Origin of the sequence: Janthinobacterium sp. SUN118 (genome assembly GCF_030397695.1) — a bacterium.
Lineage (GTDB): Bacteria > Pseudomonadota > Gammaproteobacteria > Burkholderiales > Burkholderiaceae_D > Janthinobacterium.
This window is the reverse complement of record NZ_JAPUBV010000001.1, coordinates 2,484,281-2,505,130: the sequence shown is the minus strand read 5'-3', so window position 1 is coordinate 2,505,130 and position 20,850 is coordinate 2,484,281. Positions and strand designations below refer to the sequence as shown.

16 protein-coding genes are annotated in these 20,850 nt (G+C 66.7%); 2 read left to right on the top strand and 14 right to left on the bottom strand.

Features of this window, described 5'->3' with window-relative positions:
* Nucleotides 1-8: 8 nt before the first annotated feature.
* The 11 genes from O0880_RS11220 to O0880_RS11170 form a co-directional block, all read right to left on the bottom strand.
* Nucleotides 9-1,700 (bottom strand): FAD-dependent oxidoreductase, encoded by a 1,692-nt coding sequence (locus O0880_RS11220; protein ID WP_289886501.1) that lies wholly within the window; start codon nt 1,698-1,700, stop codon nt 9-11.
* Nucleotides 1,701-1,713: 13 nt separating this feature from the next.
* Nucleotides 1,714-3,066, bottom strand: coding sequence for an MFS transporter (locus tag O0880_RS11215; RefSeq protein WP_289886500.1), 1,353 nt, complete (start codon nt 3,064-3,066; stop codon nt 1,714-1,716).
* A gap of 213 nt (nt 3,067-3,279) precedes the next feature.
* Nucleotides 3,280-3,678, bottom strand: a complete 399-nt coding sequence (locus tag O0880_RS11210) for a DUF1842 domain-containing protein (RefSeq protein WP_071323421.1) — start codon at nt 3,676-3,678, stop codon at nt 3,280-3,282.
* 214 nt (nt 3,679-3,892) lie between these two features.
* A complete protein-coding gene (locus O0880_RS11205; protein WP_289886499.1) occupies nt 3,893-4,711 on the bottom strand; it encodes a helix-turn-helix transcriptional regulator in 819 nt (272 codons plus the stop codon).
* A 24-nt stretch (nt 4,712-4,735) separates the two neighbouring features.
* Nucleotides 4,736-5,245, bottom strand: a complete 510-nt coding sequence (msrA, locus tag O0880_RS11200; RefSeq protein ID WP_071323419.1) for a peptide-methionine (S)-S-oxide reductase MsrA — start codon at nt 5,243-5,245, stop codon at nt 4,736-4,738.
* Nucleotides 5,246-5,302: 57 nt separating this feature from the next.
* Entirely contained in the window at nt 5,303-6,646 is a 1,344-nt protein-coding gene (locus O0880_RS11195; protein WP_289886498.1) for an MBL fold metallo-hydrolase, read from the bottom strand.
* 86 nt (nt 6,647-6,732) lie between these two features.
* Nucleotides 6,733-7,707, bottom strand: a complete 975-nt coding sequence (gene hemB / locus O0880_RS11190) for a porphobilinogen synthase (RefSeq protein WP_071323417.1) — start codon at nt 7,705-7,707, stop codon at nt 6,733-6,735.
* A gap of 112 nt (nt 7,708-7,819) precedes the next feature.
* Entirely contained in the window at nt 7,820-8,722 is a 903-nt protein-coding gene (locus O0880_RS11185) for a DUF535 family protein (RefSeq protein WP_289886497.1), read from the bottom strand.
* Between the two features lie 162 nt (nt 8,723-8,884).
* Nucleotides 8,885-9,973, bottom strand: a complete 1,089-nt coding sequence (locus tag O0880_RS11180; RefSeq protein WP_289886496.1) for an acyltransferase — start codon at nt 9,971-9,973, stop codon at nt 8,885-8,887.
* 220 nt (nt 9,974-10,193) lie between these two features.
* Nucleotides 10,194-11,543, bottom strand: coding sequence for an ATP-binding protein (locus O0880_RS11175; RefSeq protein WP_289886494.1), 1,350 nt, complete (start codon nt 11,541-11,543; stop codon nt 10,194-10,196).
* Complete coding sequence (locus O0880_RS11170; protein WP_071323412.1) at nt 11,536-12,222, bottom strand: winged helix-turn-helix domain-containing protein; 687 nt, start codon at nt 12,220-12,222, stop codon at nt 11,536-11,538. The genes O0880_RS11175 and O0880_RS11170 overlap by 8 nt, the downstream gene beginning before the upstream one ends.
* A 355-nt stretch (nt 12,223-12,577) precedes the next feature.
* Here O0880_RS11170 and O0880_RS11165 point away from each other — a divergent pair, with 355 nt between their 5' ends.
* Nucleotides 12,578-13,354, top strand: a complete 777-nt coding sequence (locus O0880_RS11165; protein WP_071323411.1) for a DUF481 domain-containing protein — start codon at nt 12,578-12,580, stop codon at nt 13,352-13,354.
* An 11-nt stretch (nt 13,355-13,365) separates the two neighbouring features.
* Nucleotides 13,366-15,240 (top strand): alpha/beta fold hydrolase, encoded by a 1,875-nt coding sequence (locus tag O0880_RS11160; protein WP_289886493.1) that lies wholly within the window; start codon nt 13,366-13,368, stop codon nt 15,238-15,240.
* Nucleotides 15,241-15,246: 6 nt separating this feature from the next.
* Here O0880_RS11160 and O0880_RS11155 read toward each other — a convergent pair whose 3' ends face one another.
* The 3 genes from O0880_RS11155 to O0880_RS11145 form a co-directional block, all read right to left on the bottom strand.
* Nucleotides 15,247-16,062: an aminoglycoside phosphotransferase family protein gene (locus O0880_RS11155; RefSeq protein WP_289886492.1), complete on the bottom strand. Its 816-nt coding sequence runs from the start codon at nt 16,060-16,062 to the stop codon at nt 15,247-15,249.
* A 61-nt stretch (nt 16,063-16,123) separates the two neighbouring features.
* Nucleotides 16,124-17,119: an HD domain-containing phosphohydrolase gene (locus O0880_RS11150; protein ID WP_289886491.1), complete on the bottom strand. Its 996-nt coding sequence runs from the start codon at nt 17,117-17,119 to the stop codon at nt 16,124-16,126.
* Between the two features lie 13 nt (nt 17,120-17,132).
* A complete protein-coding gene (locus O0880_RS11145; RefSeq protein ID WP_289886490.1) occupies nt 17,133-20,843 on the bottom strand; it encodes a PAS domain S-box protein in 3,711 nt (1,236 codons plus the stop codon).
* Nucleotides 20,844-20,850: the final 7 nt, after the last annotated feature.

Below are 20,850 nucleotides of genomic sequence, written 5' to 3'. Positions count from 1 at the left end.
TCTCCTTGTTACGATTGTGTGCCGATGCCTGCCGCCGCCAGCGCTGCCGCCACCTGCCCCGCCTGCACCTGCCGCCAGCGCGCCAGCACGTGACCGTCCGGGCGCACGAGGTAAAACGTGCCGGGCTGCGCATCGAACAGCGAGCATACCTGCGCCGTATGGTCCCAGGCGCACAGTTCCCCGCCTGTCCGCACGGGATTGCGGGCAATGGCCACGGTCGCCAGCGGCAGCGTGCCGCGCAGCGCCAGCAATTCCTCGGGCACCTGGCCATCGTCGCTGAAGTACAAGCCCGCAAACCGCCCCTGCCCCAGCCGCACCAGATCGGTAATATAACCGGCTTTCCGCGCGCCGTCCTGCAGCAGCGCCAGCGGACACTCGGGCAAGACCGTGCCCGGCGCGGGACCGGCGCCGAACGCATCCGCATCCGCCCCGTTCAACGGCGAGCGCGCATACGCGATGGCGCTGGTCTGGCGCGGATTGATCAGGGAACGCACGTGCGCATGCCTGCCCGCCAGGCCCAGCACGGCCGTGCGCATCAACTCGAAGGCAAACGTGGGCGGCGCCATGAATTCCGTGCTTTTCGTGCCGTGGCGCAGGTTTTCATGGGCCGCGTACACGCGCTCGTCCGAATAGCTGTCGAGCAAACCGTGCGGCGCCTGCCCCTGGACGACATATGCGAGCTTCCAGGCCAGGTTGTCGGCGTCGTCGATGCCCGAGTTCGCTCCCCGCACGCCGAAGATCGGCACCAGGTGGGCCGCGTCGCCCGCGAACAGCACGCGGCCGTGGCGGTATTTCTCCAGCGTCAGCGCGTTTGCCTTGTAGATGGTGATCCACACGGGATGCCACGGTGCCGTTTCCCCCATCATGGCCAGCAGGCTGTCCACGCGGGGCGCCACGTTTTCCAGCAGCACGGCCGCCTGCGCATCCTCGTCGTCGCGCAGCTGGTAGTCGATGCGCCAGATGTCGTCGGGCTGCTTGTGCACCAGCACGGTCGAACCGGGATTCGACGGCGGATCGAAATACGCGAGGCGTTCCATCGGACGGCTGCTGTTCAGGTGGATGTCAACGATCACATAGCGGCCCTCATAGCTGGTACCCTGCAGTTTCAAGCCCAGCGCCTCGCGCACGGCGCTGCGCCCGCCGTCGGCCGCCACCAGCCAGTCCGCCTCGATCTGGTAGCTTTCATCGGGCGTGGCCACGCTGACGGTGACGCCGTCGGCGCGGCGCGCCACGCCCGTGACCCGCGTCTGCCAGCGGATATCGATCAGTTCCGGCAGGCGTTCGGCCGCATCGAGCAGGAATTGTTCGATATGGTATTGCGCCAGGTTGAGCATCGGCGGCAATTTCTGGTGCGCGTCTTGCGGCATCGTAAAGTGCAGCACTTCTTCCTCGCGGTAAAAGCTGCGTCCGCCGGCCCACGGCAAGCCCTTGGCGAGAAAACCGTCGAGCGCGCCCAGGCGTTCGATGATTTCCAGGCTGCGCCGCGAGATGCAGATGGCGCGGCTGCCCGTGCAGACGCCGTCATCGGCTTCGATCAGCACCGAGCGCACGCCGTGGCGCGCCAGGCCCAGGGCCGTGGCCAGGCCCACGGGGCCGCCGCCGGCGATCACGACGGGCACATGCTGCGTGCCCGTAGCGGCCGGTTTGCCGGGCGGATAGACTGTCGGCACATGGGGATAGGGGTGAAACGTGTCGCTCATGATGGTGTCCTCTTCAAGAATGTTCCTTGCCGCGCGCCATCGGCAGGGTCAGCACGATGGCCGCGCCCGCCACCAGCAGCACGCTGGCGTACAACAAGCCCGTGGCAAAGCTGTGCGTGAAATCCTTCAGCCAGCCCACGACGACGGGGTTCAGGGCCGAGCCGATATTGCCCGTGGCATTGATGACGGCGATGCCGATGGCGCGCGCGCCCAGGCTCAGCGCACGGTCCGGCGTCGTCCAGAAGACGGACATGGCCGTGTAGGCGCCCGTCGAGGCCATGCACACGCCCAGCAGCTGCACGACGGGATTGCCGGCATACGCGGTCAGCAGCCAGCCGGCGGCCGACAGCAGCATGGGCCAGACGATGTGCCAGCGGCGTTCCTGCAGGCGGTCCGAGCGGCGGCCCCAGGCAATCATGCCGATCACCGTGCACACTTGGGGTATGGCCGCCAGCAGCCCGATCTGCGTATTGCTGGCGCCGCTATTGAAACTTTTCACGATCAACGGCGTCCACACGGCCACCATCGCCAGGGTGTTCACCAGGCAAAAATAGGCGATGCCGAATTTCAGCACCGTGGGCGAGCACATCTCCGCCAGCACGGAGGTCTGCGCCTGTGCCACGGCCTGCGGCGCCGCCGGCTTGTGCTCGGCCGCCAGCATGCGCGCCAGCACCTGCCGTTCCAGCGTGCCCAGCCAGTTCGCCTTGTGGGGCGCGTCGTCCAGGTAGCCATACACCATCAGACCCAGCAGCACGGAAGGCATGCCTTCAAGCAAGAACAGCCATTGCCAGCCCTTCAAGCCCCAGTGGCCGTCCAGGCCCAGGATCAGGCCCGACAAGGCCGAGCCGATGGCGGCCGTGACGGGCATGGCGATCATGAACAGGGCGTTGGCCCGCGCGCGGTAGGCGCTGGGAAACCAGTAGGTCAGGTACAGCAGCATGCCGGGCAAAAAGCCCGCCTCCGTCACGCCGACGAGGAAGCGCAGCGCATACAGGCTGGCCGGGCCGCTGGCAAACAGGGTCGCCGTCGAGGCCAGGCCCCAGGCGATCATCATCGAGCCTATCCAGCGACGCGCGCCGATGCGCGCCAGCACGATATTGCTGGGGATGCTGCAAGCGATGTAGGCGATGTAAAACAGGGTGGTGGCAAAGCCGAACTGGGTGCCGGACAGGCCCAGGTCCTGCATCATGGTCAGGCCGGCAAAGCCGATATTGATACGGTCGAGAAAGGAGAATACGAACAGCAGGAACAAAAATCCCAGCAGATGGCGCGATACCTTGCGCATCACCTGCTGTTCCAGTTGCACGGTGGCCGCGTCGAGGACGGGCGCATGGATGGCGGGGGGAGCCGCCGGGGCGATGGTCATGCTTGTCTCCATAAGGTGTCGCTCCCCCCTTGCTGTTTTTATGGGGTGGGAGCCGCCGGCTGATCCGGCTTGAGACACAGTATGCAGACGGGCAGGCTCAAGGCTGTCCCCATTTTGGGGACAGCTGGCCGCCAAAAGAACTAGTGGGCAGGACAACGGCGGCGGCCCGCGTGGGATGCCGCCGTCATGGCCCGATGCCGTCGGGCGGCGTGCTTAGCCGCGTTTCTTGATCGGCACGTTATCGACCTTTTGCTGGTCATAGATAAAGGAGCCGTGGCCGCTCCAGTTGTTGTCGGTGGCAAACGTCGCTTCGAACTGTGCCAGGTAGCTGCCGATGGCCGGTGGCGGCACGGACACGACATATTCGCCGCGCAGGCTGAAGACGCGCGTGGTTTTCCCCACGCCCAGGCCATGCACGGGTCCGCTGACGGGGCGGATCACCACGCGGCCGTGCGGAGGCGCGATCGACTGCGTGATCAGGGCTTCGCCGCTGACCGTGCCATCGTCGGGGTTGTAGAACAGGGCCAGATTCAGGATGGGTGCGCCTGGCAGGCCGAGATTGCCGGCGATCAAATACACGTGTTCTACCGCATTCAATTCAGATGTGGACACAATGAACTCCTTCGGGGTGGTTCCTGAGCCAGGGAAACAGGAGATCGCGGGCTGCGACAGGCGCTGGCTATCAGCCTTGCCGACGGTTGTTTTGTTTCAACGCGTCAACACTCTGCAAGCAGCATAGGCCGTATTCCCGTATCAATACGCGCACATTATCACCTTGAATTTCAGCTATTTTATGCAGGCCCCGGCAACCAGGCAGCGCTAGCATCTATGCCGCTTGCGGGCCTAGACATAGCGCAAACAATTGTCGCTGGCTGGCAATGCCCAGGCGCTTGTACGCGCGCTTCTGGTAGGTGATGACGCTCGCCGGCTGCACGCCCATGGTCTCGGCAATCTCCACGGCCGTCAGTCCTTCGAGCACGCCGCGCAGGACATCGAGTTCGCGCTTGCTCAATTGCGGGCCATGCTGGCGCAGCCGGGCCAGCATCATGGGCGCGACGCCCTGCGCCGGCTGGCCGTTCAGGCTGTAGTGGTGCCTGGCCGCATATGCAAACAGGGGCGACAGGGCTTCGATGCCGGCGATTTCGCCGGGCTGGAACTTGCCCTGGCCGCTGTCGCGGTAAAAATTGACGGACAGCCAGATATCGCTGGCCGGCTGCACCAGCAAGGACAGCCGGTCCGACACATTCGGCCGCTGGTAGCAGGCGGCGCGGTAGCCGGGATGGCGGATCTCGTCGCTCGCTTGCTGGTGCAGCACGATGGCGGGGTCGATTTTCGGCCGGGCGGCGGGGGCGATGACGCTCTGGTTGCCGTCGAGCGCGTAGTAGTGGCGGGCGTAGCTGTCCGCGATATCCTGCAGGAAGCGCCCGCCGCGCCGGTCCGCCACAGCCACCGTGCGCGGCCGGTTGCCGAATTCATATGCGAAGATCGTGCACTGGGCGATCGGCGCGGCCGTGCCGACCGTCTTCAGGATGGCGCCCGCCATGGCATTCACGTCGGCATGGCCGATGGCCGCCACCAGGTCCAGGGCGCGCCCCAGGTCCAGCTGCCCCTCCGCCTGCCGCCGCTCCACCCGCCAATAGCGCATCGCCGTCTCCCCTGCCCCGCGCGCTTACTGTGCGCGCTGCGGCAAGACCCAGTCCGGGCGGATGTAGTGGCAGGTATAGCCGTGCGGCAAGCGCTGCAGGTAATCCTGGTGCTCGGGCTCCGCTTCCCAGAACGGGCCGGCCGGCGCCACTTCCGTCACCACCTTGCCCGGCCACAGGCCCGACGCGTCGACGTCGCGGATGGTCTCTTCGGCCACGCGCCGTTGCTCGTCGCTCGTGTAAAAGATAGCCGAACGGTAGCTGCTGCCGCGATCGTTGCCCTGGCGCTCCGGCGTGCTGGGGTCGTGGATCTGGAAGAAGAATTCGAGGATCTTGCGGTAACTGATGGCTTGCGGGTCGAAGATGATTTCGATGGCTTCCGCATGCGTGCCGTGGTTGCGGTAGGTGGCGTTGGCGACGTCGCCGCCGCTGTAGCCGACGCGCGTGGCCAGCACGCCCGGATAGCGGCGCAGCAAGTCCTGCACGCCCCAGAAGCAGCCGCCGGCCAGGATTGCGGTTTCATTGTCGTGTGCCATGGTGTCTTTCCAGATCAAAGTCAGAAGCAGCTATCTTACCCTGTCGCCGCGTTTTCTTCAGCGGGCCAGCAGGCGTTTCAGCTGCGCCGCCTGGTAGGCGCCGATGGCGTCGTTGAACAGGCAGCGGATCAGGGGATCGTCGACGAGGTCGGCATCCCTCAGTTCGGCCTGCGTGGCGGCATCGAAAGCGCCATCGTTGATGCGCATGTACATCGACGTCAGCGATTCGCCCAGCACCAGCGCCGCATGGCATTTCACCAGCGGCACTTGCGTCGTCCAGCCGGGCGCTTCACCGGTATCGGGCACGAGGTCGATCAAGTCGCCATGCGTGCGGTAATGCAGGACCGTGGCCGCGCCGTCGTGGCCGTACAGCGACAGCCGCCACAGGCGTGGCTGCTGGAAGTAGCTGTCCTCGGGCAGCTCCATGTCGCGGTAGCGTTCAAGCAGGCCATGGCGGCAAAAGTCGAGCACCAGCGCCGTATCCTCGGCATCGAGGGGCGCGAAATGGCGCGCGATGTCCGCCGTGGCGGGCGGCGGCGCCTCCGGACGGTAGTCGAAATCCACGTCCTGCGGCCCCACCGGGATGACCCAGGGCAGCGGCGCCGCAGCGGTCAAGCCTTGCGCGTCAAGCAGCACGGCCGTCGACGGATCGAGCCGGAAGATGTGCGCCCCCGGCAGCGCGGCGCCGATCTCCCGCGCAAACCGGGCGTACGTGATGGGGAACATCGCATGGTTGTACCACGACCAGTCTTCCTGCACGAACTGGCAGGAGCTGGGCACGAGGTAACGGGGCGCCAGCGCGCGCAGCTGCGGCAGCCAGTCGTCGGGCAGTTCCACCTGGCCCCGGGCCGCCTGCGATGGCGCGATGACGGCAATCTCGCGCATGGTCTGGAAGGGCCACAGCACCATGTCCCATGGCGCGAACGCGGCCAGTTGCGCCAGGGTCTCCGGGCCGATCCAGGAATCGACGACGTTGAGCACGTTCAATCCGGCGGCGCGCACCTGGAACAGCGAGTCGACATCGTCGTCCAGCGCCCGGCGCGGTATCACCTCGATGGCGCCCACGCGCACCGGCGCATCCACGTGCAGGCGCTCGACGGCGGTAAAACCGAGCGCGCGCAGCATGGCGAACAGTTCGTCGAAGACGCAGTACAGGTAGATGGGCGTGGCGCGGTCGAGCGCATCGAGGCTGTCGAGCGAGCAGTGGTCGTCGTGGAAATGCGAAATGAAGACGGCATCCCAGCGCAGCCGGCGCACCGCCTCGAGGTCGAAACGCACGGAGGGGAATGCGTGGCAATTGCGGCTGAACGGATTTTCGACGATGGGGTCGAAGGCGATGGCCGTGCCTTCGCACTCGAAGACATAGCCGGCGTGCAGGATGCGGGAGATTTTCAGGGGCATGGATAGACTAACGGCGACAAATCGCAGCTTCGGATTGGGCAGCGCGCATGATAGCTGAAAAGGCGGCTGCCCTGCCCCAGGTTTGCTTAGTACGGATTGTTCAGCACATCCATCGCGAAATACGTGAAGATCATGTCCGCGCCCGCGCGCTTGATGGCGCCCAGGGTTTCCTGCACCACGCGGCGCTCGTCGATGGCGCCCGCCTGCGCGGCGAACTTGATCATCGCGTACTCGCCGCTGACCTGGTAGGCGCCGATCGGCAGGCGCGTCACTTCGCGCAGGTCGCGGATGATGTCCAGATAGGCTCCGGCCGGTTTCACCATCAGGGCGTCGGCGCCCTCCGCTTCGTCGATCAGCGATTCGCGCACCGCTTCGCGGCGGTTCATCGGATCCATCTGGTAGGTCTTGCGGTCGCCCTTCAGGGTGCTGCCGGCCGCGTCGCGGAACGGGCCGTACAGGCCGGAGGCGAACTTGGTCGAATACGCCATCACGGGCGTGTCGTGGAAGCCGGCCGCGTCGAGCGCGCTGCGGATGGCCGCCACCTGGCCATCCATGGCCGCCGATGGGGCGATGATGTCGGCGCCCGCCTGGGCGGCGATGACGGCCTGCTTGCCCAGGTTCAGCACGGTGCTGTCATTGTCGACCGTGTCGCCATGCAGGATGCCGCAATGGCCGTGGTCCGTGTATTCGCAGAAGCAGGTGTCGGACATGACCACCATCTCGGGCACCGCATCCTTGATGATGCGCGACATGCGCGCCACCAGGCCGTCCGGGTTCAGGGTGTCCGTGCCGTGGCTGTCCTTGTGGTGCGAAATGCCGAAGGTCATGACGGAACGCAGGCCGGCGCGCGCATAGCGCTCGACTTCCTGCGCCAGCTTCGCCTCGGGGATGCGGCGCACGCCGGGCATGGACGTGATGTCGATGAAATCGCTGGCGCCTTCGTCGACGAAGATCGGCAGAACCAGGTCGCGCGGATTGATCTCGGTTTCGCGGAACAGTTCGCGCAGTTGCGGGGTCGCGCGCAGGCGGCGCATGCGCGAAGTGGGAAATTGTGCTGGCATGGGGTGACTGGCTTCAGGTTGAGAACGCCGGTAAGTATACGCCGATCGCGTCGATCGCGCCCGGTCGCCTGCCAAAAAAGCCGCCCAGGTCAAGAAACGCGCGCCTGCCTGCTCATGGCACGTTCAGCATGGCGGCCAGTTGCCAGCGCATGTCCGCCGCCAGCTGCACCAGCATGGCGCCGCGGCGCCGCGCATCGGCGCGCTTTTTCGACGGCACCTGGTCCAGCTCCGGCATCCGGCAGGGACCGCATGGCAGGCGGTAGTTGCCGTCGCTGGCGGGCAGCGCATGCAGCTCCCGCCACGCCTGGTCGTAATCACAGCTGATGTGGCGGCGCCGGCGCCAGTTCAGCGCGATGCGGTTGGCATTGCTGACCAGGCTCACATGGTCGCAGCCGAAAAAGTCGCCCAGGTCGCGCAAGGCGGCCACCATCAGGTTCTTCGGCCGGCAGCCGTGCAGCGCCCGCGTCGCGTCGCGCACGGCCTGCGCGCCCGCCTGCGAGCGCAAGCCCTGCAGCGCGCCCAGCGCGATGGCGCCGCCGCCGGGCTGCGGCCGGAACAGGAAACTGGCCAGGTACAGCGAGACGCCGTCGCGCGTCAGGCGCAGGCACAGGTCGCCCTCGCGGTGGCTGTCGTGGATGGCCGTCAGCTGCAGGCGGTAGGTGGCGCCGTCCTTGCCCTCGATGGCAGCCAGCACCAGCGGACGCCGCGCCGCATATTCCACCAGAGGCCGCGCGCCCGCCTGCCACAGGAAGCGGTAATGCGCCTGCAGCAGGCTGACGCGCGCCGCGCAACCCAGCTGGCGCGATGCGTACGGACGGTAGATTTTATACAGCAGGCTGGGATGGGCTTGCGCCAGCGCCGCCAGGCCCGGCGTTTCGGTGATGAAGGCTTGCCAGCGCGCGCGCTGCACGGGGAACACCAGCGCACCCAGCGCGGCTTTCACGCGGTGGCCATGCTGGTGCCTTGCCTGCTGCGGCGCTGCGGCGGATTCCCCGCTGACGGTAAAAGTATGCATGGAACGGCTCTACGACGGATCGGGACAGGCAATCCGCGGCGCACCGCGGGCAGCCCGGAACAGGCGGCTGCGCGCACGCAGCCGCTCTACGCCGGGTAGAGCGGATGATAGGTGGGAGCGAAAACAAAGGGGGTTACAAGTTGGTAATGTGCCGCTGGGGGATCACGGCGTCGCCGCAGCGCCCATCGGCCGGCCCGGTTTTCCGTAACGGGCCACCAGCCAGCGTCGCGCCGGTTTTTCCAGCCGATGGTAGCTGAGGCTGCTCAAGGCGATCAGCACGGCCGTAAACAAGGCGGCGCGGACGGCGGTCGGCGCCAGGCCGGCACCCGGTATCAGGCGCAGCAAGGGATTGATCAGTATCAGGCCCAGGGGCACATGCAGCAAATAAACCGCATAGGAAATATCGCCGAGGAAGGCCGATACTTTCCCTTCCAGGATACGCGGACGGATGGCGGCCAGCAGCCACAGCAGCGCCGGAAACAGGGCCATGATCGCGACGACATGCAGCATCAGGTCGACGCTCTGCCCCTTGCGGGCAAAAACCAGCAGCACGGCCAGGGACAGCGCCGCAAAATAAGCGAGTATCCAGGCTTGCTTGCGGTAATGAAACAACAAGATGCCGGCCGAAAAGCCCAGCAGGCCGCGCAGCAAACCCTCGTGCACATCCGCAGGCGTATAACCGCGCAGGAAGCGCTCGGCCATGAGCGCCGCGCCCCAGCACAGCAGCACCGCCCCCAGATGCCAGGCGAACTTCCAGCGCACGGTGCTCATGCCATGGCGCACGACAAAGTACCAGGCGAGATTGATGGCCACTTCGACGAAAATGCTCCAGGCGGGGCGATTCAATGGAAAGTTTTCAGGGTCATCTAGCATGCAAGGCAACATGATGCTATTGGGCACAAAGCATGCCAAAGTGGCGGCCGTCGGCGTGCCAAACAGGTATTTGACCAAGGCAAATGCGCTTCCCAATGCCAGGGCCACCGCATACAGGGGATACAGGCGCGCAAAGCGTTGCAATGCAAACTGCCTGAACGCCATGCCCTCGCGTATGCGTTCTGCATAGCTGTACGCCATGACCCAGCCCGAAAGCATGAAAAACAGGTCGACCGCCAGATAGGCATGCGAGATAGCGAATCCGAAAATGAGCGGCAGGTGATACACCATGACAAACAGGGCGGCGATGCCCCGTATGCCATCCAGCGAAACGACGCGGCCGCCGGACACCCTGCCGTCTGATACTGCACTTCCCATTTCACACCCCTGATATAGGCTGGGCGATAGACGCCAGCATGCGAGCTCGCCAGGCTCCCGACGGCAGTATTGCCGGACGCCAGACTATTCCACATGAATGCAAAAATTGCAATTAATATCTTTTTGAATATCCAATAAAACAACTATTTGGCGCCCGGATTTTGTTGCCGGGCACCAGCCGGGGCGCCCCTCGCCTGCGGCAAGGCATCCGGCCCGGCGTTTAGACCAGGCGTAGCCTCAGCCGCAATCCCGGCGCCGCGTCCTCGATCTCCAGGCTACCGCCATGCAGGACGGCGATGGCGGCCACGATGGACAGGCCCAGGCCATTGCCGGGCAAATGCCGGCTCTTGTCGAGGCGGTAAAAGCGCTGCGTCAGCTTCGGCAGCTCTTCCGGCGGCACGCCGGGGCCGTTGTCGCGCACGGCCAGCCAGCTGCCCTGCGCGTCGCTGCCGGCCGACACTTCCACCGTGGCGCCCGGTCCCGCGTACTTGATGGCGTTGTCGACCAGGCTGGCCAGTGCGCTGCCCAGCAGGTTGCGGTCGCCGCGCGCCGGCACGCCGTCGCCATACATCTGCACCAGCAGCACGCCCTGCTCGTCGGCCGTCGCTTCGTACATTTCCACGATGTCGGCACCGATCTGCTGCAGGTCGATGTCATCGAAATTCTCGGGACGCATGCCCGATTCGGCCGCCGCGATCTGCAGCAGCTTGTCGAACACGCGCGTCAGGTCGTCGATATCGTCGATCGCCGCCTGCGCCGCGCCTGCATACGCGACCACGCTCTGCTGCTGGCGCAGGGCGCCATCGAGCTTGTTGCGGATGCGTCCCAGCGGCGTGCGCAAGTCGTGCGCGATGGCGTTCGACACATGGCGCACGCCATCCATCAGGTGTTCGATGCGGTCGAGCATGCGGTTGATGTCGCGGCTCAGCAAGCCGAATTCATCTTCGCTGGAGACGGGAATGCGCCGGCTCAGGTCCCCTGCCTCGATCTCGGCCGCCGTGCGGCGTATCTGGCCGATGCGCGCCTCGAGCTGGCGCCGGAACAGCCAGGCGCCCGCCACGGCCAGCAGGACGGCGACGCCGCCGCCGAAGGCCAGCGAACGCAGTACCAGGGTGCGGATCGATTCGCCCTCCTCCATGTCGCGCCCGACGAACAGGCGCGCGCCGCCATCGAGGTCGCGGATCAGCAGGCGCGCCGGGACGCGCCGGCCTTCGCGCGTGACGTCGCGGTGCAACAGCTGGCCCACGGGACTGGCGGTGTCGGGCCAGGCCGACAGGTTGCCTGCCACGCGATGGCCATCGGCGCCCACCAGCAGGAAGATTTCCGTGTCGCTGTCGGTGCGGTCGGTCAGCAGATGGGCGATTTCCGCCGCCGTGCGGCTGGCGTCCTCCGGCCGGTACAACGCGGCCAGGCGCTCGGACAGCAGCACCAGCTTGCGGTCCACGCTGCGATCGAGCACGCCGATGGTGCCGAAATAGAACAGGCCGCAGACGACGGCGATCGACAGCGCCACCAGCACGCCATAGCCGAGCGCCAGGCGCGCCGCGATCGAACGGTGCAGGCTACGCACTATCGAGCACGCCCAGGGTATAGCCGACGCCGCGCACCGTGTGGATCAGCGGCGGCGTGAATTCCTTGTCGACCTTGGTGCGCAAACGGCTCACCTGCACGTCGATGACATTCGTCTGCGGGTCGAAATGGTAGTCCCATACGGCTTCGAGCAGCATGGCGCGGGTGACGGACTGGCCCTGATGGCGCATCAGGTATTCCAGCAGGCGAAATTCGCGCGGCTGCAGGGCGATCTGGCGGTTGGCGCGCGTCACGCGCATGGTGCGCATGTCGAGCACCAGGTCGGCCACCTGCAGCTGCGTCGACTCGGGCACGGGCGCGGCGCGGCGCAGCAGCGCCTCGATGCGCGCCAGCAGTTCGGCAATGGCGAACGGTTTCGACAGGTAGTCGTCACCGCCGCTGCGCAGGCCGCGCACGCGCTCGTCGACGCTGGACAGGGCCGACAGCACCAGCACGGGCGTGTTGCGGCCCATGCCGCGCAGGCGCGCGACAATGGCCAGGCCATCGATTTCGCCGGGCAGCAGGCGGTCCAGCACCAGCGCATCCCAGTCCTCGCCGCAGGCCAGGCGCATGCCGTCGATGCCATTGTCGCAGGCCGTGATGTCGTGGCCCGCCTCGCGCAGGCCGGCACAAATGTAGCGGGAAGTTTCAGCTTCGTCTTCGATGACCAGGCAGCGCACAGTGGTTCCTTGTAAAAATCGGGGCGGCAGATACGCGCAGCATACGCCAGGCGCGCGCCACTTGCCAGCCCCGCGCGCAGGCACGCTGCGTGGCCGGCGGCGGCGCGCACCAGGCGCATATCAGCCTGGCGAGGCGGCCCGCCATCGCGGTTCCCGTGCGGCGCTGCGCGCGTGCGGCGGCCGATGGCAGGGTCGGGTACAATACAGCCTCGACAATGTATGGCCGCGCCCGCGCGCGCATGTGCGCATGTTTTACCGGCGGCGCCAGGTTTGCCGCGGCCTGCATCGACACCATCGCCACTAACGAACAAAAGGCTCGCCGCCACGCTGGCGCGCGCCACAGACAAATACAGCCATGAAATCGACCCCCTCTCTCGCACTGGCGCTGGCCATGGCCATCACCTGCGGCGCCGCTGCCGCCAAGGACACCAAGCAAAGCATGCTGTTTGACGAAATCGCCATCGGCAGCTGGAGCACCTCGGCCGAGCTGGGCGCCATCACCACCTCGGGCAACACGGTCGGCACCTCCGTCACGGGCAAGATCGACGCGCGCCAGGAGCTCGACGACTGGAGCAACCAGTACATCTTCAGCGGCTACTTCAAGGAAGACGAAACCACCGACGATGACGGCAAGAAGGTGCGCGAACGCTCGGCCGAGCGCTTTTCCGCCTCCGCCAAGGCCGCCTACAAGCTGATGGCCGACCACGAAAAGCTGTTCGTGCTGGCCTCGCACGTCAACGACAAGTTTGGCGCCTACACCAAATACTCGACCCTGGCCGTCGGTCATGGCTCGCGCTGGTACCAGTCGAACGACAAGAGCGTCGACGTGGAAATCGGTCCTGGCTATTTCAGCGGCACCAATGACGCGGGCGAATCGGAACACGGCCTGACGGTGCGTGGCGCGGCCGCCATGAAGTGGAAAATCAGCCAGTCGGCGATGTTTACGCAAACGATCAGCGTCGAACGGGGCACCTCGAACACCCACTCGATCGCCGAGACGGCCCTCAGCACCAAGATCAACGGCACCATGCAGATGAAGGCGGCCTTCAGCGCCCGCAACGACACGCGCGTGCCCGACGACAAGAAGAACACGGATACGCAAACCTCGCTGACGCTGGTCTACTCGTTCTAGGACGCGCGCCCATGCTGATGCGGCGTCTGCGCGTATGCGCCCTGCTGTGCGCCGCGGCGCTCCTGAGCGGCTGCGCCGCCGTCACCGTCAGCGCCATTTCGCCGGCCGACTACCTGCAGCAGCGGCGCGGCGACATCCTCACCACGGGCAAACTCAGTGCCTCGGCCAGCGAGGTGCTGCGCATCATCGGCAGCGACATCGCCGCCTGCGAAGCCAATACCGGCAGCTGCCGCGCCGACCTGGCCCGCTCCGAGCTGCTCAGCGACGAACAGCGCCTGGCGACCTTGTCCGAACTGTGGCTGGAAAGCGCACTGGCGGAAGAAAAACAGGTCGGCCGCCCGAGCGCCGAACTGCTGGCCGCCTGGCTGGAATCGGCCCGCTACGCCTACGCCTACCTGTTCTACACGACGCGCACGCCGGGCCAGCGCGCCTTCGAGGAGCGCCAGACTCAGATCCGCGACTACTACAACTACGCCGTGCAAAAAGCCGTCGGCAACCTGTTCCGCCACCGCGGCGAATACCGGCCGGACGGCCACGTGATCCGCGCCGCCGGCTGGGAAATCGACAGCGAACTGTCGGCGCTGCGCCTGCCCGAAGACGGCACCCTGCCCGACGAACTGCTGCCGGCCACCTCGCTGTCGTTTTCCGGCCTGCGCAATGTCTACCGGCGCGACGGCTTCGGCGCCGACCTGGTGGCCGTCATGCCCAAGCCACAGGCACCGAAAGGCGAGTATGTGCCATACCAGGAAACGCGTTTTCCCGTCGTCACGGCGCTGATCCGCTTCGACGGCAACAGCCTGCAGGAAGTGCTGGCCACGCAGCAGCTGATGGTGATGCTGGTCGACCCGACGCGCAGCGAAGCGACGCGCATGGCGGGCCAGGAACTGCCTGTCGCAGCCAACTTCACGGCCGGCTATGGCTTGTGGCTGGCCCGTTCCGGCTTCGGCGTGCAGGCGCTGCGCACGCTGTTCGGCCGCGCCGACGGCATTTCGCGCCCGCAGGTGCACCTGATGCAGCCGTACGACCCGAGTAAGCGCACCATCGTCATGCTGCATGGCCTGGCCAGCAGCCCGGAAGCGTGGATCAACGTGGCAAATGAACTGATGGGCGACGAGCAGCTGCGCCGCCGCTACCAGATCTGGCAGGTGTATTACCCCAGCAATGCGCCGCTGGCCGCCAACAACGTCGCCATCCGCAAGGCGCTGGAGGCCACCCTGGCGCATTTCGACCCGTCGGCCAAGGCCGCCGCCGCGAACGACATGGTCTTGATCGGCCACAGCATGGGCGGCGTGCTGGCGCGCCTGATGGTCTCGGACGCCAGCAACACCCTGCTCGACGCCATCACGGAAGAATACAATTTGAAGGGCAAGAAGGCCGAGAAAGTGCGCGCCGGGCTGCAGCCCTACCTCGATTTCACGGCCATGCCGCAGGTGAACCGCGCCATCTTCATCGCCGCGCCGCACCGCGGCACCTCGTTCGCCAACCACAAGGTGGCGCGCTGGATCGCCAACCTCGTGACGCTGCCCATCACCATGCTCGATCAGTTGTCGGACGCCGCCGGCAGCCTGGCGCAGCTCGACACGGGCAGCAGCGAACCGCTGCGCATCCCCAACAGCATCGATAACCTCAGCGACAAGGATCCGTTCGTGCGCCTGGTGGCGGACCTGCCCATCAGCCCGAAAGTGCGCTACTACTCGATCATGGGCAACGACACGCCGGAGCTGCCCCTGCTTGAGTCGAGCGACGGCGTGGTGCCCTACGCCAGCGCCCACCTCGATGGCGCACAGTCGGAAAAAGTCATCCCGTCATGGCACAGCGTGCAGGAAAGTCCGCAGGCGATTCTGGAGATACGGCGCATCCTGCGCCAGCCCGACAGCCTGCCTTAGGCGCCGTCACGCCCGCAAGGCGCCCAGCGCAATGGCGGCTACCGCCAGCGCCGTCTGCGGCGGCGTGCCGTCCTCCAGGTGCCAGGCCGCAGACAGGCCGGCCCACGCGGCGACCCACGCCAAGAGGCGCGCCGGATCAAGGCGTGCCTCACCGGCGATCACGCTCACCTGCCGCTGCAGCCGGCCAGGCGCAGTGGCCAGCGCGGCATCCGGGTTGCACAGGATATTGGCGAAATCGAAGCCCCGCTCCCCCACATAGCCTTTCGGATCGATGGCCAGCCAGCCGCGCGCGCCGCCATCGAGCACGTTGCCGTGATGCAGGTCGCCATGCAGCACGACGCTGTCCTGCGGCGCCGCCAGCAAATCCCGCGCCACCGCGTGGCAGGCGGAAAACACGCCGCCGTGCGCGGCCGCAGCGGCCAGCGCGGCAAAGCAGCCGGACAAGGCAGGCAGCGCCGGCGCCATGGGCCGCGGCGCATGCAGGCGTGCCGCCACGGCGCACAGGATGCCGGTGGCGGCTGTGTCGCCCGCCTCCCCCGCGTGCGCCAGCGCGGCCAGCGCACGGGAACCCGGCGCCCGCTCGAGCAGCAGGACGTCATCGTCAGGGGTTGCGGCCAGCACGCGCACGGCGCCGTCGCCATCCCACCAGCGCAGCACGGCGCCGGCGCGCCCCTCGTCGCCACCCGCCGACAGTTTCAGCATGGCCGGCTGGCCGCCACGCAGCACGGGCAGCAGGCATGCGCCGTGCGTGTGCACGGGCACGCCATCGGCCTGCAATGACCATTGCTGGAGATAGTCGGCGATGCGGTTCCGGTAATCCATGGGCAATCCTGCGCTCAAAATCAAGCAATCACTATACGGGACAGCACGGTGCGCAGCCCGTTCACGCCGGCTCGCGCCACTGGTCCTTGATCTCCAGCATGGCCGGCAAGTGGTCGATGAACAGCGCCAGCAGTTGCGGGTCGAAGTGCGTGCCGCTGTCGCGCTGCATGGTGGCGATCGCGTCCGCCACCGTCCAGGCGGGCTTGTACGGGCGCTCGCTGGTGAGGGCGTCGAAGACGTCGGCGATGGCGACGATGCGCCCTTCGTGGGGAATTTCCTCGCCTTTCAAGCCTTGCGGATAGCCGCTGCCATCCCATTTTTCATGATGCGTCAGGGCGATGGTGCGCGCCATTTTCAACAGGCCGCCCGCGTGCTCGCCGATGATGGCCGCGCCGATCTCGGCGTGGCTGCGCATGACTTTCCATTCGTCCGCATCGAGCTTGCCCGGCTTTTGCAGGATGGCGTCGGGGATGCCGATCTTGCCGACGTCGTGCATGGGCGCCGCATTCAGCAAATCCTCGGCCCTGGCCGCGCTGTAGCCGGCCGCCAGCGCCAGCTGGCGCGCGTAATAGCTCATGCGGATGACGTGCATGCCCGTTTCGTTATCCTTGTACTCGGCCGCCTGGCCCAGGGTCTGGATCACCTGCAGGCGCGAGCGGCGCAATTCCTCGGCGTCCACCAGCGACAAATGCGTGCGCACGCGGGCCCGCACGATGGGCGGGCTGACCGGTTTCGTGATGTAGTCGACGGCGCCGGCGTCGAAGCCGTCCGCCTCGTCCTTCACGTCGCACAGGGCGGTGACGAAGATGACGGGGATGGCTGCGGTGGCCGGCATGGCCTTCAGCTGGCGGCACACTTCATAGCCCGTCATGGCCGGCATCATGATGTCGAGCAGGATCAGTTCGACGGGGTTGTTCTGCGCCAGTTCCAGCGCCTTCTCGCCATCCTTGGCATACAGCAGGCGGTAGTCGTCCTGCAGGATCTGGCGCAGCACCTGCAGGTTCGTCGCTTCATCGTCGACCAGCAACAGGGTCGGTTTGTCTTCGTGTAAGGTCATCTCAAGCCCAATATCAGGAATGGTCGGCCGGCGCAGGAGCATCCAGCCAGTCCAGCAGCTGGCGCAGCACGCCCGCGGCGCGCGCGAATTCGAAGTCGTCGATGGCGCCGGCCAGCGCCTGCAGGCGCAGCTGCTGGCCATGCGGCGCCAGCATGGCGGCGATCTGCGCCATCAGGGCGTCGTCGAGCTGCCCGCCCTCCAGGCTGGCGATGGCTTGCCGCAGCAAGGCGCCGGCGGCGATGCCGTCGAGCGGCGCCGCATCCGCGGGCACTTCCATGACCGCGGCCGGCAGCGTTTCAGTCCCCTCTTCCAGCTCGGCGCCCAGCGCCGCAAAGGCGGCCGCCAGCTGTGCCAGCAATTCGGTAACGGGCTGCTGGCGCGCGATCGCTTGCTCGATCCGGCCCAGCAGGCGCTCGACCTGCACCAGGCACAGGTTGCCCGCCGCGCCCTTGACCCGGTGCAGCAGATGGCCGGCGACGCTGCTGCCGCCCCGTTCCAGTTCCGTGGCCAGCAAGGCCGCGCAACCGCCATTGGCCTGCACGAAGCGCGCGATGGCACGCTGCAGGGTGTCGCGGCCGCCCCACAGGGCGACGCCGCGCTGCCAGTCCACCTGGCCGGCCGTGGCGCCCGGCGGGGCCGCCGCCTGCGCCGCCTGGACGACGGAGATGTCGAGCAGGCGCGCGATTTCCGCCGTCAGCTTGTGCATTTCCAGCGGCTTCGAAGCGAAGCCGTTCATGCCTGCCGTCTGCGCCGCGCGCCGGTCCTGTTCCAGCACGCTGGCCGTCAGGGCGATGATGGGCGTCGCCTTCAGGCCCTGTTCGCGCTCGTGCACGCGGATCAGGCGCGCCGCCTCCAGGCCATCCATGCGCGGCATCTGCACGTCCATCAGCACGATATCGAAGCTGCCCTTGCTGAATTCGCGCACGGCGCTCTCGCCATCGCTGGCGGCGATCACCTGGTGGCCGGCCGCGCCCAGGCTGATCAGCAGCAGCTCCACGTTCTGCGGCACGTCGTCGGCCGCCAGGATGCGCAGCGGCGGCAAGGCCACCACGGGCTGCTCGCTACGGCGCAGGACGGCCTTGCCCGGCGCCAGCGGCAGCAGCACGTGGAACACGCTGCCCACGCCCAGCGTGCTTTCCACCGTGATGGTGCCGCCCATCAGCTCGACCAGCTGGCGCGAAATCGTCGTGCCCAGGCCCGTGCCGCCGAAGCGCCGGCTCATCGAGGAATCGGCTTGCGTGAACGGCGCGAAGATTTTCTCCAGGCGGTCGGCCGGTATGCCGATGCCCGTGTCGTGCACGGCGATATGCACGCTGGCGCCCTGCATGTCGACCGCCACGCGCACATGGCCCGCCTCCGTGAACTTGACGGCGTTGCCGATCAAATTCGTCAGCACCTGCTGCACGCGGCGCGCGTCGCCCAGGAAGAACTGGCCCATGCCCGGGTCCACGTCGACGAGCAGCACCAGCTCGCGCGCGCGCGCCGTGATGCGCAGGGAGGCCGCCACGTGGTCGACCAGGTCAGGCAGCGAAAAGTCCACCAGTTCCAGCTCGGTGGCGCCCTTTTCCAGCTTCGCCGTGTCGAGGATGTCGTTGAGCAGTTCGAGCAAGGAGCGCGCCGACTGGCGCACCGTGCCCAGGTGGCGGCGCTGCAGGCTGTCCAGGGCCGTCCCCAGCAGCACTTCCGTAAAGCCGATGATGGCGTTCATCGGCGTGCGGATCTCGTGGCTCATATTGGCCAGGAAGCTGGTCTTCGACTCGGCGGCCAGTTCGGCGCGGTCTTTCGCCGCGCGCAGGTTTTCCTGCATGGCGCGGCGCTCGCTGATGTCGGTGGCCAGCTTGACCACCTTGAACGGCTTGCCGTCCGTGTTGAAGATCGGGTTGTACGACGCCTGTATCCACACTTCCCGGCCGGCCTTGTCGATGCGCTTGTACTCGCCCGTATTGAATTCGCCCTGCGCCAGCTGCTGCCAGAAAGCCGCATACGCGGGCGAGGTCACATAGGCCGGTTCGCAGAAGATGCTGTGATGCAGGCCGCGCACGTCGTCGAGCTGGTAGCCGACCAGGTCGAGGAAGTTCTGGTTGGCTTCCAGGATGCGCCCCTGCAGGTCGAACTCGATGACGGCCAGCGCGCGCGAGATGGCCGTCACCTTGCCCTCGTATTCGGCGTTGCGCAATTCGCTTTCCGTGATGTCGAGGATGACGCCGTCGATCCAGCGCACCACGCCGTCGTTGTCCAGCACCGGGCCGCTGCTTTCGCGCACCCAGCGTTCGCGCCCGTCGCGGTGGATCATGCGGTAGACGTTTTCAAAGTCGCGCTTTTCGCCGGCCGCCTGCACGCAGATGTCATTGACGCGCTGGCGGTCGTCCGGATGCACCAGCTCGAAGATGCTGACGCGACCGTCGATGAAGTCCTGCGGCATCCAGCCCGTCAGGTTGAAGACGGCGTCGCTGATGAAGATCATCTTCCACTCGGGCGCGAAGCTGCAGTGGAAGGACACGCCGGGGATATTGCGGATCAGGGTGCGGTACTGGCGCTCGCTGTCCTTCAGCGCCTGCTCCATGTTGCGCGAGGAGCGCATGTCCGTCACAAAGGCCACGAACAGGGGCTGGCCCGGCGTCTCGATCTTGCCGATCGCCACGCGCATCGGCAGCACGGCGCCGTCGCGGTGCCGGCCTTCCAGTTCGCGTCCGCTGTCGAGGATGCGCGAGGCGCCCGTTTCCAGGTAGTCGCGCAGATAGCCCTGGTACTGGGATGCATCGGCCGCCTGCAGCAGCAGGCTCGCGTCGCGCCCCACGATATCGGCTTCGCGCCAGCCAAACAGGGCTTCGGCGGCCGGATTGAAGGAACGTACCTTGCCCTGGCCGTCGATGGTGATCAAGCCGTCGGCGGCCGTGTCGACGATGGCGCGCAACCGCGACTCGCTGGCGCTGGCATGGCGCAGCAGCTGGCGGTAGCGCAGCAAGCCGTTCGCCGCGGCCACGAAGACGGTCAGGGTGACGGTGATCAGGGCCACGGCCAGCGCCACGAACGACGCCTGCACGGTAATCGTGTTGTCGCCCACCGTGGGCGTGCCGGAAAAGCGCGCCGCCAGCATGCCCGTGTAATGCATGCCGGAGATGGCCAGGCCCATCACCACGCTGCTGACCAGCAAGGATGCCAGCGGATTGAGGCGCTGGCGCAACGCGTTCAGGCCGAAGCGTATCCACAAGGCCAGCATGGCCATGACGACGGCCACCAGCAGCGACAGCGCGAACAGCCACGGTTCGTAGTGCAGGGTCAGCGAAGTCTGCATGGCGGCCATGCCGCTGTAATGCATGGAGCCGATGCCCACGCCCACCAGCACGCCGCCCACCACCAGCTGGCGCCAGCTGATGCGTGGCCGCGCCAGCAAGTGCAGCGCCACCCAGGAGGCCGCCATGCCGGGCAGCATGGACAGCAGGGTCAGGCTGGGATCGAAGGAGACGCGCGTGCAGATGTCGAAGGCCAGCATGCCGATGAAGTGCATGGACCAGATGCCGCCGCCGAGCGCGATGGCGCCCGTGACGATGGCGGTCTGGCGCTGGAAGCCGCGCTCGCTGCTGCGCGCCATGCCGGCGATCTGCAGGGCCATGAACGAGGCAAAGATGGCGATCGCGATGGAAAACAGCACCAGCCAGTAATTGTGCGTGCCATAGATATACGGCAGCGTATCGGACGATACGGCGAACATGGAGCTAAACATACGGTCG

Excerpts from the sequence above, each read along its gene's own strand:
- O0880_RS11220 (WP_289886501.1), bottom strand. The coding sequence starts at position 1,700 with ATGAGCGACACGTTTCACCCCTATCCCCATGTGCCGACAGTCTATCCG.
- O0880_RS11215 (WP_289886500.1), bottom strand. The coding sequence starts at position 3,066 with ATGACCATCGCCCCGGCGGCTCCCCCCGCCATCCATGCGCCCGTCCTC.
- O0880_RS11205 (WP_289886499.1), bottom strand. The coding sequence starts at position 4,711 with ATGCGCTATTGGCGGGTGGAGCGGCGGCAGGCGGAGGGGCAGCTGGAC.
- msrA (WP_071323419.1), bottom strand. The coding sequence starts at position 5,245 with ATGGCACACGACAATGAAACCGCAATCCTGGCCGGCGGCTGCTTCTGG.
- O0880_RS11195 (WP_289886498.1), bottom strand. The coding sequence starts at position 6,646 with ATGCCCCTGAAAATCTCCCGCATCCTGCACGCCGGCTATGTCTTCGAG.
- hemB (WP_071323417.1), bottom strand. The coding sequence starts at position 7,707 with ATGCCAGCACAATTTCCCACTTCGCGCATGCGCCGCCTGCGCGCGACC.
- O0880_RS11185 (WP_289886497.1), bottom strand. The coding sequence starts at position 8,722 with ATGCATACTTTTACCGTCAGCGGGGAATCCGCCGCAGCGCCGCAGCAG.
- O0880_RS11180 (WP_289886496.1), bottom strand. The coding sequence starts at position 9,973 with ATGGGAAGTGCAGTATCAGACGGCAGGGTGTCCGGCGGCCGCGTCGTT.
- O0880_RS11165 (WP_071323411.1), top strand. The coding sequence starts at position 12,578 with ATGAAATCGACCCCCTCTCTCGCACTGGCGCTGGCCATGGCCATCACC.
- O0880_RS11160 (WP_289886493.1), top strand. The coding sequence starts at position 13,366 with ATGCTGATGCGGCGTCTGCGCGTATGCGCCCTGCTGTGCGCCGCGGCG.
- O0880_RS11155 (WP_289886492.1), bottom strand. The coding sequence starts at position 16,062 with ATGGATTACCGGAACCGCATCGCCGACTATCTCCAGCAATGGTCATTG.
- O0880_RS11150 (WP_289886491.1), bottom strand. The coding sequence starts at position 17,119 with ATGACCTTACACGAAGACAAACCGACCCTGTTGCTGGTCGACGATGAA.
- O0880_RS11145 (WP_289886490.1), bottom strand. The coding sequence starts at position 20,843 with ATGTTTAGCTCCATGTTCGCCGTATCGTCCGATACGCTGCCGTATATC.